This window comes from Streptomyces venezuelae (assembly GCF_008642315.1).
Lineage (GTDB): Bacteria > Actinomycetota > Actinomycetes > Streptomycetales > Streptomycetaceae > Streptomyces > Streptomyces venezuelae_D.
Genome location: NZ_CP029192.1, coordinates 653,075 through 668,229 on the forward strand (window position 1 = coordinate 653,075; position 15,155 = coordinate 668,229).

Sequence of the window (15,155 nt, forward strand, 5' to 3'; positions counted from 1 at the left end):
GTGTGAAGGCGGCCGCGGCGGACACCGCAGCACGTCAGGAGAGCGTGTCCACCACCTCGCGCACCTGACCGGCGACCGACTCCGGCAACGGCGCGTAGTTCAGGCGTGACAGGTCCTTCTGGCCCACCTTGCTCGCGGTGTAGGTCAGGAACGACTTGAGCGCGGGCAGGGTCGCCTTCTGGTTCCCCTTGTCGCAGACGATCTCGTAGGTGACCTGGACGATGGGGTAAGCGCCCGGCGTCGAGGCGGCGTAGCGGAACTTCAGCTTCATGTCCTTGCCCGTGCCGACGACTTGGGCTGCCGCGATGCCCGCGGACGCCGACGCGGGGGTCGGTGCGACCGGTGCGGGCGCGCCCGTGTCGATGCTCACGGTCTTGACCTGGCGGGCCCGCGCGAAGGACAGCTCGAAGTACCCGATCGCCCCGACGCCGGAGGTCACCTCCGAGGCGACACCGCTCGACCCGCTCGCGGACGCGCCGCCCCTCCCCTGCCAGGACTTGGCCACCGGGTGGGTCCAGGCAGCGGGGGCGGCGCCCGCGAGGTAGGCCTGGAAGTTCTGCGTGGTGCCGGAGTCGTCCGACCGGTGCACCGGACGGATGGGCATCGCGGGCAGTTCGGCGCCCGGGTTGAGCCGCCGGATCCGCGGGTCGTCCCACACGGTGATCTTCCGGTCGAAGATCTTCGCGAGGGTGGTGGCGTCCAGTACCAGGTCGTCGACGCCCGGCACGTCGTAGCCGATCGCGACGGGGCCGCCGACCATGGGCAGGTCGATGGCGCGCCCGCCCCGGCAGACGTCCTTCGAGCGCTCGATCTCATCGGGCTTCAGCACGCTGTCCGAGCCCCCGAACGCGGTCGCGCCCCGCAGGAACTGCGCGCCGCCCGCGCCGGACCCGATCGGGTTGTACGCGATCCGCACCTTCGGGCACGCGCGCTGATAGTGCTTGATCCAGTACTTCATCGCGTTCTGCTGCGCGCTCGACCCGGTCCCCTGGACCTTGCCCGCGTCGGCACAGTCGATCCCGGCGACGGCGGCGGCACCGGCGGCGGCCCCCGCGTCACCGTCCCCGTCGTCGCCCCCGAGCCCCGCGACCCCGCATCCCGTCAGCGAGAGCGACAGCAGAGCCGTGAGGGAGACCGCGGCGCGCGCTCCCCCTCCTGGGTGGTACGTACGTCCTGGACGTGGGCGTTGCAACGTTGTCCCCTCGGGGTACCGCGAAATGGATCTCGACCTGACCCCAGATGCTCGCACCCGCCTCCGAGCATGCGGGTGACGCGGGGGCGAACATCGGGCGACGTCCTGCGATACGGAGGGCGAGCGGTAGTCGGGGCGTCGGCAGGGCGTTACAGGGGGCCGCCGCCGAGGAGCTGGCCGCCGTCCACCACGAGGGTCTCCCCCGTGATCCAGCGGGCGCCGTCCCCGGCGAGGAAGGCGACGGCCTCGCCCAGGTCCTCGGGTTCGCCGATGCGGCCGAGGGGCGTGGCCGCGGCGACCGTCGCCTCGTTCTCCTCCCACAGCGCCTCGGCGAGCTTCGTGCGGACCACGCCGGGTGCGATGGCGTTGACGCGGACCTTCGGGGCCAGTTCCAGGGCCAGCTGCTTGGTGAGGTGGATGAGTGCGGCCTTGGAGACGTGGTAGATGCCGACGTCCTGGGCGACCGTGAGGCCGCCGATCGAGGCGGTGTTGACGACGGAGCCGCCGTGCTCGCCCATCCACGCCTTCACCGCGAGCGACGTCCACAGGATCGGCGCCCAGAGGTTGACGTCCATCGTCTTGGCGAAGCGCCCGTGGTCCTGGTCGATGACGGGGCCGTACGCGGGGTTCGTGCCGGCGTTGTTGACGAGGATGTCGAGGCTGCCGAACGTCGCGACGGTGTGCTCGACGCAGGCACGCGCGGCGGTCTCGTCGGTGGCGTGGGCGCCGAACCCCGTCACACCGTCGCCGAGTCGAGCTGCCGCCTCCTTCGCCCGCTCCTCGCTGCGCGAGGTGACCACGACCCGCGCCCCGCGGTCGCGTAGTGCGGCGGCGGCCGCGAGACCGATGCCCCGCGAGGCACCGGTGACGACGGCGACCTTCCCTGCCAGAGACCCCGGAAGGTCGCGCGGCGCGCTCATCGGCCGCTCCGCTCGTTCTCGCGGCGGCGCAGTTCACGCAGGGCGATGGCGCGCTTGTGCACTTCGTCGGGGCCGTCGGCGAGCCGCAGGGTGCGCAGGTGGGCGTACATGCTGGCGAGCGGGAAGTCGTCGCTGACGCCACCGCCGCCGTGCACCTGGATGGCCCGGTCGACGACCTTGAGCGCGACCTCGGGTGCGGCGACCTTGATGGCGGCGATCTCCGTCCGCGCCTCCTTGTTGCCGACGGTGTCCATCAGGTGCGCGGCCCTGAGGGTCAACAGGCGTGCCATGTCGATCTCGACGCGGGACTCGGCGATCCAGTCCTGGATGTTCGCCCGGTCGGCGAGCGGCGCCCCGAACGTCGTACGGGACCGGGCGCGGTCGATCATCAGGTCCAGCGCGCGCTCCGCCATGCCGATCGTGCGCATGCAGTGGTGGATGCGTCCGGGACCGAGCCGCGCCTGGCTGATCATGAAGCCGTCGCCCTCGCCCGCGAGGAGCGCGGTGACGGGCACGCGCACGTCCTCGAAGAGGACCTCCGCGTGGCCCTCACGGTCCTGGTAGCCGAAGACGGGGAGGTTGCGCAGGACGGTGACGCCGGAGGTGTCGAGCGGGACGACCATCATGCTCTGCCGGCGGTGGCTCGGCCCTTCCGGGTCGGTCTTGCCCATGACGATGAGCACCCGGCAGTTCTTGTGCAGGGCGTTGGAGGTCCACCACTTGCGGCCGTTGAGGACGTACTCGTCGCCGTCGCGGACCATGCGCATCTCGATGTTGCGGGCGTCGGAGCTCGCGACGGCCGGCTCGGTCATCGCGAACGCGGAGGCGATCTCACCGGCGAGCAGCGGCTTCAGCCACTTCTCCTTGTGCTCCTCGGTGCCGAAGAGCGTGAGGACCTCCATGTTCCCGGTGTCGGGCGCGTTGCAGTTGGTGGCCTCGGGGGCGAGGTGCGCGCTGCGGCCCATGATCTCGGCCAGCGTCGCGTACTCCAGGTTGGTCAGGCCCGGGCCCCATTCGGGGTGCGGGAGGAAGAGGTTCCACAGGCCCTGCTTCCTCGCCTCGGCCTTCAGCTCCTCCAGGACGGGCGGGTGGAAGTGCGGGTCGCCCGACTCCGCCATCTGCGCCTCGTACACCGCCTCCGCGGGGTACACGTGCTCGTCCATGAAGGCGAGCAGCCGCTCCTGGTACTCCTTGGCCCTGTCGGTCACGTCGAACACCGGTCGTCCTCCAACGGTCGTGGGTCAGGCAATCTTGGTCCGGGAGCGGGGCCCGGCGCAGGGGGTCAGGAGCCGCGCCAGCTGCGCCGAGGTCGTGTGCGCGTCACGGTGTACGACTCCGGCGATGCCGATCCGCTCCGCCGCCGCGATGTTCTGCGGGAGGTCGTCGACCATCACGGTGTCCTCGGGCCGGACGCCGAGACGCTCGCACGCGGTGGCGTAGGCACGGCGGGACGGCTTGCGCACACCGATGTCCCCGGACACCGTGACGGCGTCGAACATCGTGGGCAGGTCGAACCCGTCGTAGCAGTGGTCTCCGAGGGAGTTGGAGAGCAGGCCCACGCGTCGCCCCTCGGCCCGCAGCGTCGCCACCAGGGCGACCATGTCGGGGTCGGGGCGCAGCCGGTTCTGGATGCGGCGCACTAGGGCCGGGCCTTCGACGGCCACCCCGTGGGCCCGCAGGCGCGCCGCGAGTCCGTTCTCGAACTCCGGCTCGCCGATGCGGCCTTCCTCGTGCGCCACCAGCAGGGCGCTGCTCTCCTCGTCCTTGGAGAGGAGTCGCAGCAACAGCCGTGGATCGTCGGCCAGTTCCGTGCCGAGCTCCTCGAAGGCGGTGACGACGCTGGTGGTCAGCACCCCGCCGAAGTCGAACAGGACCGCCGTGCGTGCCCGTACGTCCACGTCACCCGTCGTCATCGCCACCGCGCCTTCGGTCGTCTCCGGTTCCGTCAACGTAATTGAATCCGGGTTCAGGTTCAAGAGTGTGGGGAACCCCACGTCCCGCGGGCGGCATCGCCTCGTATATTGAAGTCAACGTCAAGTTCGAAGCGCGGACCACGGAGGTTCTGCACATGCCGACACACGTCACCCCCGCCGAATGGGAACGCGTCGCGACGCGCGAGGTCACTTCGGGCGACATCACGCTCCGCGTCTTCGACCACGGCGACGGGCGGCCGGGCAGGCCTCCGGTGGTCCTGTGCCACGGCTTCCCCGAGCTGGCGTTCTCCTGGCGGCACCAGGTCTTCGCGCTGGCCAGCGCGGGGTACCGCGTGCTCGTCCCCGACATGCGGGGATACGGCGGGAGCTCGCGGCCCGCGGACGTCGACGCGTACGACATCCTGACGCTCTGCGGCGACCTGGCCGCGGTCCTCGACGACGTGGGCGCGGACGACGCCGTCTTCGTGGGGCACGACTGGGGCGCGATGGTGGTGTGGCAGATGGCGCTGGCACACCCGGAGCGGGTGCGGGCGGTGGCCGGGATGAGCGTGCCGGTCACGCGGCGCTCTCCGGCGCCCCCGATCCCGATCCTGCGCAAGCGGCTCGGCGAGGACTTCTACATGGTCTGGTTCCAGGAGCCAGGCGCGGCGGACGCGGCCCTCAGCCGCAACGTGCGCAGGACGCTCGTGGCGAAGGAGATCTACTCCGCCCGGTGGGCCGAGCAGCACGACGAGCCGTCGTCGCCCCCGCCGTGGCTCAGCGAGGAGGAACTCGCCTACTACGTCGAGACGTTCGAGCGCACCGGGTTCACCGGCGGCCTCAACTACTACCGCAACCTCGACCGCAACTGGGACCTCACCGCACACCTCGCCGACCGCCGCGTCACCCAGCCTGCCCTGTTCCTCACCGGATCCAAGGACGTCGTCGGCCAGTTCATGCCGCCGAAGGACCTCGACCACATGCTGACCGATCAGCGGGGCCACGTCGTGGTCGAGGGCGGCGGCCACTGGATCCAGCAGCAGCGTCCCGACGAGGTGAACGCCGCTCTTCTCGACTTCCTCTCCCAGGTCGGCTGATAACATCCGCTGCCACCGATACGTACAGGTTCGACCGACAGTGAATGGATCGCAGTGGCTGCCCAGGCCCCGGCCGCAGACGGCGGTCAGAAGCAACCGATCACACCCCGCAGCGCCCGTGGCGTCAGGACGCGCAACGCGCTGATCGCCGCCGCGCGCGAGGTGTTCGAGCGCGACGGATATCTGGACGCCCGCATCACGGACATCTCCAAGGCGGCGCACGTCGCCTCCGGGTCGTTCTACACGTATTTCAACAGCAAGGAAGAGATCTTCCAGGCGCTGGTCGAGCAGGTGCAGGAGGAGATGCTCCACCCGCACCTGCGCGAGCGCACCGGCATCACCGATCCCCGGCAGCTCATCGACGCATCGAACCGTGAATACCTCCGGGCGTACAAGAAGAATGCCCGCCTCATGGCCCTGTTCGAGCAAGTCGCCCAGGTGGACGAGCAGTTCATGGCGCTCCGCATCGAGCGGGGCAACGCGTTCGCCCGGCGCAACGCGAAGCTCATCCGCACCCTCCAGGAGAACGGCCAGGCCGACACGTCCCTGGACCCGCTGGTCACCGCGCACGCCCTGTCCGTCATGGTGAGCCGCATGGCCTACATGGTGTTCGTGCTCGGTCAGCGCATCCCGTACGAGCGGCTCGTCACCACGCTCAACACGATCTGGGAGAACGGGCTGCGGCTTCGGGACGTCGAGCGCTGATTCCGGCCGCTGCGCACCTCGGCGGTCGGGCGTGGGCCCGCCGGCTACCAACCGCGTGCGGACTCCAGCAAGTGGTCCCTGACCAGGGCCACGTGCGGGTTGTCGGAGGAGCCGGGGCGCTGGACGAGGTAGCCGGTGTTGATGGGCGGATCGTCCGGGTCGTTGAGCAGTACCAGCGCGCCGGACGCCAGTTCGTCGAGGCAGAGGTAGCGGGGCAGCACGCTGAAGCCCGCGCCGCCCGTCACCGCCGCCTTGACCGCGCGCAGGTCCGGCATGGTGACGGCGGGCTTGCAGACCAGGCGCTTGCCGAAGACATGACGCCAGTAGCGGCGGACGATGGGCAGGTCCTCGGCGTACGCCACCAGGGGCACGCCGTGCAGCACCGAGGGGCCGTCGGCGGCGAGCCGCGCCGCCCCGCCGATCCGCTCCGCCCAGCCCGCCGAGGTGACCAGGACGAACTCCTCGTCGGCGAGGGGCACCGAAGCGAGCGCCCGGCCGCGGGGGCGGGCCGTGGCGATCAGCAGGTCGTGCCGGCCCGCGCGCATCTCCTCCAGGAGGTCGTCCGTCAGACCGGTCGCGACGCGCAGCACCACACCGCGCTCCACCAGCGGAGCGATCCGCGGCAGCACGCAGTGGGAGAGGAGCTCCGCCGGTCCTGCCAGGTGCACGGGCTCGGCGGAGCTGTCGCCGCCGTGGCCCGCGACCTCGGCGAGCGTGTCCAGGGGCTCGACGACGCGGGCCGCCAGCTCGTCCGCGAAGGGCGCGGGGGCCGCGCCGCGCGGGAGCCGCTCGAACAGCTCCCGGTCGAGTCTGCGCTCCAGGGACCGGATCTGCGCGGTGACCGTGGGCTGGGACAGGCCCAGGAGGCGGGCGGCCGCGGTGAAGGAACCTGAGCGGTAGACGGCGAGGAAGGTGCGGAGTTGGTTGAGGTCCAGGGAGGCGGTGCCGGGCGGGGCGGCCGGGTCGCCGGGTGCCGGGTCACCCTGCCCGCTCGTGTTGCCGTCGACACCGGCACCGACACCGGCACCGACATCGGAATTTCTATGTCCCATGCAGGGGAGCTTAGGGCGTGCCGATGGCTCCGGCGATCTGCGGGCACGCAGTAGGGGCGGTCGGTGGCGGTCAAGGGTCAGGGCAGCAGCGGGGCCACCCCGTCCGTGACGAAGCGGATGAACCCCTCCGGGTCCGGTTCATCGGCGGTGGGCTGCAGGACGACCGTGTCGGCCCCCGCCCCGGCGAGCCGCCGGACGGCCCCCGCGACGGCCTCCGCGGGCCCGGCGACTCCGAGGCCCTCGATCCCGTCCCACCCCTCGCTGCGGAGCTCGGCACGCAGCCGGGCCGCCGCGTCAGGACCGGTCGCGGCGAGCAGGTAGACCACCACGGGGTGGGCAGCCTCGCGCCCGGCCGACTTCCGTCCTTCGTCGATGAGTTGGCGCGCCCGTCGCACGTCGTCCGGTGTCGCGCTCGCGTCCAGGATGGTGCCGTCCGCCGCCTCGCCCGTGAGCCGCAGCGAGCGCGGGCCCCGCGCTCCCGCGTACACCGCGGGGACGGACGCGGGCGGCCAGTCGAGCGCCACGCCGTCGAGGTGTACGTACCTCCCGTCGGTCGTGACGCGCTCGCCCGCCAGCAGCGCACGCATCGCGTCGAGGTGTTCGCGCAGGAGGGTGACCGGCGACTCGGCCCGTGCGCCCACCTGCCCCATCCAGTCCTGTACGCCGTGTCCGACCCCGAGCATGACGCGGCCGGGGAAGAGGCGGTGGAGCGTGGCCGCCTCCATGGTGGCGAGGGCGACGTTCCGCAGCGGCACGGGCAGCAGTCCCACCCCTACGCGCAATCGCTCGGACCAGGCAAGGGCCGCCGACGCGGCCGCGATGCCGCCCTCCAGGAAGCAGTCCTCCCAGAGCCACAGCTCTTCGAGGCCCGCGTCGTCGGCCGTGCGCACCATGGCGCGCAGGCGCTCGGGGGGAAGTTGGGGGCGGAAGACCACGCCGAGAGTCGTCATGTCGCTTTCCTATCCCGGTCGCTCGCCCGCGATCAACAGGGAATCAGCCTCTTCCTCACCACTTCAGTAAGGGTTGTTGTGCATACGACCATTACTACAGAGTGATGGTCATGAACCAGCCCGACGGACGACAACTCACCATGCCCAGCACAGGCGTTACCCGTGTGCGCCGCGCCGTGCAGACGGACGTACCCGAACTTGTACGCCTGCGGTCGCTGCTCTTCGCGACCCGCGACGAGGCGTACTTCAACTCCGCACCGGACAACGGCGGCGCCCCGGTCCGGGACGACTGGCGCCGCAACCTCGCCTCCGTGCTGGAGGTGCAACTGACGGCCGACGCCGCGCGCATCCTCGTCGTGGACGGCGCACACGGACTCGCGGCCTGCGGGATCGGCACCGTCGAACAGTGGTTCCCGGGCCCGCACAGCGTCACCGGCCGGGTCGGGCATGTGATCGGCGTGGTCACGGACCCCGCGTACCGGCGGCGCGGGCACAGCCGGGCCATCATGCGGACGCTGCTCGACTGGTTCCGTACGCAGGGCACCTCCCGCGTCGACCTGTACGCGTCCGACCAGGGCGAGCCGCTGTACCGGGACCTGGGTTTCGTCGACCACCCCGACCCCGCGCTGTACTGGCGCCCAGCACACCACTGAGCCGCGCGGGCCGAAATCTCCTGAGAGACAGCTGAAATCCCTTAAAAGACAACGGACTTCACCCCACCGCAGCATCATGGGACGAAGCGGAACGGGGGTGCCGTCATGGCTGTTCGCTTCGGTTCGGGTACCGACCGGGTACCGGCATGGGCCTTCGCCGTCATCGGGTTCGTCCTGGTGGTCGGGTTGTTCTTCGGCATACGGGGCGTGGCCTCGCCCGGTGGCGGGGTGCGGGGAGGCGGTGGTTCCCCCGACGGGGGCACCAGTACGGGAACCAGTACCGGCACGAGTTCGGGGACGAACACGGGTGGCGGTGGCTCCGACTCCACGGGTGGGAGCGGTGGTTCGGGCGGGAGCGACACGGCCGGTGGGACGTCGGGCGGGGGCTCGGGCGGAGATACGGGCGGAGGCGGGGATACGGGCGGCACGGACGGGTCTTCCGGAGAGCCCTGGCAGACGGGCGGCTCGGACGGGGACAAGGAGAGCAAAGGCGGCGACGGAGGTGGGGGCGGAGGCAGTCGGGGCGGGACCCCGCCCAGCTGGCTGCCGTGGGGGCCCAAGTCGCCGAACACGGACGACAGGCCGGAGCCGGACAGCCTGTACGACGCGCTCCAGAGGGGCGAGTGCCAACTGCCGTACGACAGCGCCACCCACTCCGACAGGTGGGCCGACGGGTCCACGACCCCGCAGTCTTGGAAGGTCATCGAAGGGCTTGCCGGGATCTGCAAGGCCGCACACGGCGAACGGACCGGGCTGGCGATCGCCTCCCGTGCCGAAGCGGGACTGCGCGCGGGCGGTTATCGGCCCCGGACGAGCGAGTACCACTGCAAGGAGGGTGACGCGTTCACGGTCCTGCAGCGCTTCGTCGCCTACTACCGGCAGCATCCCGCAGAGCAGGTGGTTCTGCGGTCCGCCCCGGCAGGGACCGCTGCCTGCGGGAACAGCATCACCGCCACGCGTGACCCCGTCGCACCCGACGGAAGCGTCGGCTTCGACGGCACCTGGCCCGACGTGCCCCGGGTCGTGGAACTGCGCGCCGCCGAGCTCGCGGAGCCCTTGGTCCTGAGGCCCTACGGCGACGAGAACGAGCGGGAGAAGTGCTGCAAGGGTGCGGTCGTCACCGTCGACCTGCCGGGCCCCGACGGGTTCGGGGGCCGCCGGCCTACGGTGATCGACGTGACGCTCGTGACGAGGAACGGGGCACGGGTGACGCAGCGGGCGGCGTTCACGATCAGCTGGGACGGAATCCCACAGCCTCCCGCGGCTTCGCGCTCGTCCAGGTCGTCCTCCCCGCCGGGCCCCGCCGATCCACGCACCCCCACCCGATGACCGACCCCGCCCCCACACCCCCGGAGCCAGACCCGCCTCCACCCCCTGCCCCTCCCCCGCACCCCACTCCCGCCCCAGCACCCTCCCCCGATCCGGAACCCGCGCCCGACCCTGAACCTCCCCCCACACCGGACCCCACCCCCTCCGACCCCCACATCGGGTGGGTGGAGATTGTCGGGGCCGTCGGCTCCCTCGTCACCCTCCTCACCGCCGTACTCTTCTACTTCGGCTGGGCGAGCACGGACGCCGAGACCAAGGCGCTCGGACTGCGCGACACCGTCTTCCACCTCTCCACCAGCGATTACCTGTTGCGCAGCGTCGGCGCCCTGTACCTCCCGGCCTGGCTCGCGGCCGGCGTCGCGCTCGGCACCCTCGGGCTGCTCCGCTGGACCGCGGGCGAACCGGAACGACTGGCCCGCGCGATCCGTGTGCTGCGGTTCGCCTGGGCGGTGCCGCTCGCCCTCGTACCGCTGTATCCGCTCAGCCCCTGGCTGTTCGACCTCCTGCTCCCGCTCACAGCGATCGGCGGCTTCGCGCTCAACGCGTACGCCCGCACGCGCGAACGCCGTGACCTGCGGCTGTGGGGGCTCACCCTCTTCATCTGCGTGCTGTCGCTGTTCTGGGCCGTGTCGTCGTACGCGGCGATAGCGGGCCGGGGCCGCGCCGAGCTGACCGAGCGGACGCTCCGCGACGAGTTCCCCGCCGTCGTCGTCTTCAGCGAGAAGGACCTGATGATCCGGGGCGGCGGCAGCTGTTTCCGGCGCGTGACCGACAAGGGGAGCCAGTACGCGTACGAGTACGGGGGGCTGCGCCTGTTCCACGTCTCCGGAGACCGCGTCTTCCTCGTGCCGCGCGACTGGACGCCCGAGGACGGCACGCTCTACGTCCTCAAGGAGGGGGACGGTCAGCGCGTCGACCTGCTCAGCGGGCCGGGCCGCGGGGCGAGGGAGTGCCTGGACTGAGAGGTGCCCTGTCCGAGGGGTTCCGGTACTGAGGGGCCGGTGTGGCGCCGTGCCGCGGGCCGGAGGATGATCGTTTCGTGAGTGGCAGCGACGCGGAGAGCAGGGACGACACCGTCGGCCGGCCGTGGCGGAGTCGGTTGCGGTCCTGGCTGCGGCCGGTGGCCTGGGGCGTTCTGGCCCTCTCCACCGTCGTCCTCGTCCTCGCGGGCTGCGCCCGCGCTACCGTGCTGAACCGGGTCTTCTACCAGGCCGTTCTGGACGAACAGGGCGCGTACGAGAGGCTGTACGACGAGGTGCTCGTCGACCCCGCGACGGCACGCGTCACCCGTGACCTGCTCGGCAGGCTGCCCGTACCCGAGGCGCAGGTGACGGCGAACCTGAAGAACGTGCTGCCACCCGCCACCCTCCGCACCCTGGTGGACGAGCAGATCGGTCACGCCGTGGCGTACCTGCGCGGGCAGGAGCCTCGTCTTCGCCTCTCCGTCGATCTGCGGCCCGTCCTGACGAACATCGGCGGCTTCGCCGAGATCTACCTCGGTGACCTGGTCGCCTCCGCCCAGGGACGTGAGTCCCCCGACTTCGCCGCGTTCACGCGGGAGCTGACGGCCGCTCTGGACGACATCTCCCGCGGCCGCCGCCCCGACAACCTTCCCGAGCTGCGTCTCGAGCCCACGGCGGCACGGCAGGCGGCGGAGTGGCTCATGGGGGCCGTCCCCGAGAAGCGGCGAGCGGCCCTGCGCCCCCAGGTGGAGACGTCGCTCGGCTCCGGGGACGTGGCCTCGGCGCTGGCCGCCGTGGGGCCGTACGCGCTCGGCGACCGGGTGCCCGGCGCCGCGTCGGATCTGTCCGCCCTCACGGACGACGGCCACTGGAACGTCGTACCGGATCTGAAGGCCGCGGGCGTCGACCTGGGCGCGGCCGAACAGGCCCGGTACTTCACCAGGCTGGCGCTCGGCTGGGTGCAGGGCATCGCCGGCGTGCTCGCTCTCGCATCGGGCTGTGTGCTTGCCTTCACCGGTTCCGCGTCCTGGGCGGTGCGGGTGCGCCGCGTCGGCACGGCACTGGCGGCGGGAGGCGCGCTGTCGTTCCTGGCCGTCGCCTTGGCGCGGGGGACGGCCGGGGACCTGATGGTCCGCCCGCCGTCGAGCTGGCCGCCCTCCGTGGGCCGACTCCTCGACGACGTGCAGCACGGTGCCGCCGACGCCCTCGTCTCGGTGGGACTGCTCACGGCGGCGCTCCCGTTGGTGGCAGGTCTCGCTCTGGCCGGGGCGCCGTGGGCGTACGAGAAGATCGTGGCGCGGCGCGGGGCTCGGCTGACCGGGCGGCGGCGCAGCGCGGTCCTCGGGACGGCGGGCGGGGTCCTCGTGGCCGTCGCGGTGGTGGGTGCGGTGCTGGCGCCTCTCGCGGCGGGCAAGGACGCCCGTGAGCTGTGTCTGGGTTCGGAGTCGCTCTGCGACCGGCCGTACGACGAGGTCGCCTTCCTGGCCACGCACAACGCGATGTCGACGACCGCCGACCGGTTCATCGGTCCGCTGCAGGACCCGGACATCGTCGCGCAGTTGGATGCCGGGGCCCGCGGCCTCCTGATCGACACCCAGACGTGGGAGACGCCCGAGGAGGTCTCCGAGCGGCTCCGCGAAGCGGATTTCCCGCCCGACATGAAGCAGCAGATCACCCGCCTGGCCGAGGCCGCCAACCCGCCGCGCCCCGGCATGTGGCTCTGCCACGCGGTGTGCCGGGCCGGGGCGATCCCCCTCGTGGAGACGCTGCGCAAGATCGGCAGCTGGCTCGACGGCCATCCCGGGGAATTGCTCACCCTGGTCGTCCAGGACGCCATCGACGGCGAACAGACGCGAGAGGCGTTCCGCGCCGCGGGGCTCGAACGGCTGCTGTTCACACCGGACCCCGACCCCGACCACCCCTGGCCCACGCTGGGCGAGATGATCGATTCGGGGCGTCGCCTGGTGGTCTTCGCCGAACAGGCCGACGGCCCGGCGCCCTGGTACCGCAACTTCTACCGGTACGGCATGGAGACCCCGTTCGCGTACACGGCGCCGGACCAGATGAACTGTGTTCCGCACCGCGGGGGCACCGGCAAGCGTCTGTTCCTGCTGAACCACTTCATCACCGACATGGGCGGCAGCCGTCTCGACGCCGCCGTCGTCAACAAACGCGACTTCATCCTGGACCGGGCCCGGCGCTGCGAGAAGGAACGCGGCCGCCCGGTCAACTTCATCGCCGTCGACTTCGCGACGATCGGCGACGCGCTGGGCGCGGTCGAGACGCTCAACCGGCGGCGCTGAGCGCGCGTGGGGCGCCCACCCGCTCAGAAGGGCATGCGGCCCCGGGCTCGGCGTCCGGCGGAGCCGCTGCGGCCCACCGCCTTGGAGCTGCTGCGGAAGGGCTTGCTGAGGATCCGGCCGAGGACGCCGGGAGCCTTGCCGCCCGCCCGCGACCCGGCCCCCAAGGTGCGCTGGGTACCGCGTTCGGGGTGCCGGGAGAGGCGGGGCACGAAGAAGGCGAGGACGGCCAGAACGAGACAGACGGCGACGATTCCGACAACCACCACGACGGGCTCCCTGGGTTGAGGTGTCTTCACCGCGTGCCCCGTGGACGCCGGCCCATGCGCGGTGCCTTCGGCCGATGACCGGGAGGTAGAGTCGGCTGGCTGCTCAGCCCGCGCCGGACCGGGCACCGCCGCCTCGAGACATCCGCGTTGTGTGCCGGCCCGGAGAATCATGACCAGTACGCAGGAAGAACCCACCGAGCTGAACCCGCCGAAGCCCGACGAAGCGGGCGGGCCCGACTTCGAGGCCCGTGTCGCACGCATACGACGCCGCCTGGAGCGGCTGATCGGGATCGCGGCGACGGAGGGCAACGCGCTCGTCCCCCTGCGCAACGGGGACGAGATCTTCGCGGCCATGCTCGCGGCGATCCGTCGCGCCGAGCACACGGTGGACATGATGACGTTCGTGTACTGGAAGGGCGACATCGCCCGGCGGTTCGCCGAGACGCTGGCCGAGCGGGCCCGCGCCGGCGTGCGGGTGCGGCTGCTCCTCGACGGGTTCGGCAGCCGGCTGATCGAGGCCGAGCAACTGGCCGCGATGGAGCGGGCCGGGGTGCAGGTGGCCTGGTTCCGCAAGCCGCTGTACCTCTCACCGCTGAAGCAGAACCACCGTTGTCATCGCAAGGTTCTGGTCGTCGACGAGGAGACCGCGTTCACCGGCGGGGTGGGCATCGCAGAGGAGTGGTGCGGCGACGCCCGCAACGAGCACGAGTGGCGCGACACCCACGTGGAGGTCCGCGGGCCCGCGGTGGACGGCATCGCGGCGGCCTTCGCCCAGAACTGGGCCGAGTGCCACGACGAACTCTTCGACGAAAGGGACCGGTTCATCGACCACCGCCCGCAGGGCGATGCCATCGTGCAGGTCGTGCGCGGCTCGGCGAGCTTCGGCTGGCAGGACATGCAGACGCTGCTGCGCGTGATGCTGGAGTCGGCCGAGGAGCGTTTCCGACTGTCCACCGCCTACTTCTCCCCCGACACGTACTTCATCGAACTCCTCTGTGCCACCGCGCGGCGCGGCGTGGAGGTGGAGATCGTGCTCCCCGGCCCGCACACCGACAAGCGGGTCTGCCAGCTGGCGGGCCAGCACCACTACGAAGAGCTCACCGCGTGCGGGGTCAAGATCTACCAGTACCAGCCGACGATGATGCACGCCAAGATCATCACCGTCGACGGTGTCGCCGCGCTGATCGGTTCCACGAACTTCAACCGCCGCTCCCTCGACCACGACGAGGAAGTCATGCTCGCCGTGCTGGACCGGGAGTTCACCGCGACCCTGGACAGACACTTCGAGGCCGACACCGCGGTCAGCGAACTGATCCGGCGGGACCGCTGGAAGAGGCGTTCCGCCGTCCAGCGGATCCGGGAAGCGGCCGTCCAGCCCATCCGCCGCTTCCTGTGACATCAGCCGCTTCCTGTGACGTCGGCCGCTTCCTGTGACGTCGGCCGTTTCCTGTGACCCCGGCGAACCGCGTCGCGCACGTGTTCCACCTCACCTTCCGAATGCCGGACACGGACCGGTCCGCAGGCGGACGGCGCCGTAAGGTGATCGGTGCAGCTGGTTCGCCCCGTCCGCCAGGCGGGTGCGTCGCAAGAGGGAACCCGGTGGGAATCCGGGACTGCCCCGCAGCGGTGAGCGGGAACGACCGCCGTCACACGCACTGGGACCGACGACCGGTCCTGGGAAGCGACGGCCAGTAGGTGTCCTCCTGGGAGGACGTGCCCGCGAGTCCGAAGACCTGCCCGCTGTCCGTGCCCGAACCATTCGTGCGCGGATATCCCGGTGACCTCGAGGGCGGGTCGGCGAACACATCTGACG

At 71.4% G+C, this 15,155-nt stretch carries 14 protein-coding genes and 1 riboswitch; of the genes, 7 read left to right on the forward strand and 7 right to left on the reverse strand.

The genetic code is table 11. The features are described 5' to 3' along the window. Positions 1-34: 34 nt before the first annotated feature. The 4 genes from pstS to DEJ48_RS02980 form a co-directional block, all read right to left on the reverse strand. Positions 35-1,192 carry a phosphate ABC transporter substrate-binding protein PstS gene (gene pstS, locus DEJ48_RS02965; protein WP_150214193.1) on the reverse strand — a complete coding sequence of 386 codons (1,158 nt, stop codon included), beginning with the start codon at positions 1,190-1,192 and terminating at the stop codon, positions 35-37. A 149-nt stretch (positions 1,193-1,341) separates the two neighbouring features. Then, complete coding sequence (locus DEJ48_RS02970) at positions 1,342-2,112, reverse strand: SDR family oxidoreductase (protein ID WP_150214195.1); 771 nt, start codon at positions 2,110-2,112, stop codon at positions 1,342-1,344. Next, complete coding sequence (locus DEJ48_RS02975) at positions 2,109-3,329, reverse strand: acyl-CoA dehydrogenase family protein (protein ID WP_150214197.1); 1,221 nt, start codon at positions 3,327-3,329, stop codon at positions 2,109-2,111. The genes DEJ48_RS02970 and DEJ48_RS02975 overlap by 4 nt, the downstream gene beginning before the upstream one ends. 24 nt (positions 3,330-3,353) lie before the next feature. Next, the gene (locus tag DEJ48_RS02980) at positions 3,354-4,061 is read right to left on the reverse strand and encodes an HAD family hydrolase (protein WP_223831857.1); all 708 of its coding nucleotides are present in this window, start codon (positions 4,059-4,061) and stop codon (positions 3,354-3,356) included. 119 nt (positions 4,062-4,180) lie between these two features. On the opposite strand from DEJ48_RS02980, the gene DEJ48_RS02985 reads away from it, so the two are divergent. Both DEJ48_RS02985 and DEJ48_RS02990 read left to right on the forward strand, forming a co-directional pair. Then, positions 4,181-5,122: an alpha/beta fold hydrolase gene (locus tag DEJ48_RS02985; RefSeq protein WP_150214199.1), complete on the forward strand. Its 942-nt coding sequence runs from the start codon at positions 4,181-4,183 to the stop codon at positions 5,120-5,122. Positions 5,123-5,176: 54 nt separating this feature from the next. Continuing rightward, positions 5,177-5,827: a TetR/AcrR family transcriptional regulator gene (locus DEJ48_RS02990; RefSeq protein ID WP_223831858.1), complete on the forward strand. Its 651-nt coding sequence runs from the start codon at positions 5,177-5,179 to the stop codon at positions 5,825-5,827. Positions 5,828-5,871: 44 nt separating this feature from the next. Here DEJ48_RS02990 and DEJ48_RS02995 read toward each other — a convergent pair whose 3' ends face one another. Further along, entirely contained in the window at positions 5,872-6,879 is a 1,008-nt protein-coding gene (locus DEJ48_RS02995) for a LysR family transcriptional regulator (RefSeq protein WP_150214201.1), read from the reverse strand. A 77-nt stretch (positions 6,880-6,956) separates the two neighbouring features. Continuing rightward, a complete protein-coding gene (locus DEJ48_RS03000; RefSeq protein WP_150214203.1) occupies positions 6,957-7,829 on the reverse strand; it encodes an LLM class flavin-dependent oxidoreductase in 873 nt (290 codons plus the stop codon). A 110-nt stretch (positions 7,830-7,939) separates the two neighbouring features. Here DEJ48_RS03000 and DEJ48_RS03005 point away from each other — a divergent pair, with 110 nt between their 5' ends. From DEJ48_RS03005 to DEJ48_RS03025, 4 genes are all read left to right on the forward strand, one after another. Then, positions 7,940-8,482, forward strand: coding sequence for a GNAT family N-acetyltransferase (locus DEJ48_RS03005; RefSeq protein WP_223831859.1), 543 nt, complete (start codon positions 7,940-7,942; stop codon positions 8,480-8,482). A gap of 105 nt (positions 8,483-8,587) precedes the next feature. After that, complete coding sequence (locus tag DEJ48_RS03010) at positions 8,588-9,811, forward strand: hypothetical protein (RefSeq protein WP_150214205.1); 1,224 nt, start codon at positions 8,588-8,590, stop codon at positions 9,809-9,811. A 164-nt stretch (positions 9,812-9,975) separates the two neighbouring features. Next, positions 9,976-10,773 (forward strand): hypothetical protein, encoded by a 798-nt coding sequence (locus DEJ48_RS03020; RefSeq protein WP_150214207.1) that lies wholly within the window; start codon positions 9,976-9,978, stop codon positions 10,771-10,773. Between the two features lie 77 nt (positions 10,774-10,850). Beyond that, positions 10,851-13,076: a hypothetical protein gene (locus DEJ48_RS03025; protein WP_223831860.1), complete on the forward strand. Its 2,226-nt coding sequence runs from the start codon at positions 10,851-10,853 to the stop codon at positions 13,074-13,076. Between the two features lie 23 nt (positions 13,077-13,099). Here the strand turns inward: DEJ48_RS03025 and DEJ48_RS03030 are convergent, their stop codons facing one another. Then, positions 13,100-13,342, reverse strand: a complete 243-nt coding sequence (locus DEJ48_RS03030) for a DUF6411 family protein (RefSeq protein ID WP_150214208.1) — start codon at positions 13,340-13,342, stop codon at positions 13,100-13,102. A gap of 169 nt (positions 13,343-13,511) precedes the next feature. Between DEJ48_RS03030 and DEJ48_RS03035 the strand changes: the two genes are divergently transcribed. Further along, positions 13,512-14,738, forward strand: coding sequence for a phospholipase D-like domain-containing protein (locus DEJ48_RS03035; RefSeq protein WP_150214210.1), 1,227 nt, complete (start codon positions 13,512-13,514; stop codon positions 14,736-14,738). A 140-nt stretch (positions 14,739-14,878) separates the two neighbouring features. After that, positions 14,879-15,098, forward strand: a riboswitch (cobalamin riboswitch). Positions 15,099-15,155 lie beyond the last annotated feature (57 nt).

Coding starts and splice junctions, on each gene's coding strand:
- DEJ48_RS02970 (WP_150214195.1), bottom strand. CDS start 2,112: ATGAGCGCGCCGCGCGACCTTCCGGGGTCTCTGGCAGGGAAGGTCGCC.
- DEJ48_RS02985 (WP_150214199.1), top strand. CDS start 4,181: ATGCCGACACACGTCACCCCCGCCGAATGGGAACGCGTCGCGACGCGC.
- DEJ48_RS02995 (WP_150214201.1), bottom strand. CDS start 6,879: ATGGGACATAGAAATTCCGATGTCGGTGCCGGTGTCGGTGCCGGTGTC.
- DEJ48_RS03000 (WP_150214203.1), bottom strand. CDS start 7,829: ATGACGACTCTCGGCGTGGTCTTCCGCCCCCAACTTCCCCCCGAGCGC.
- DEJ48_RS03005 (WP_223831859.1), top strand. CDS start 7,940: ATGAACCAGCCCGACGGACGACAACTCACCATGCCCAGCACAGGCGTT.
- DEJ48_RS03035 (WP_150214210.1), top strand. CDS start 13,512: ATGACCAGTACGCAGGAAGAACCCACCGAGCTGAACCCGCCGAAGCCC.
- DEJ48_RS03010 (WP_150214205.1), top strand. CDS start 8,588: ATGGCTGTTCGCTTCGGTTCGGGTACCGACCGGGTACCGGCATGGGCC.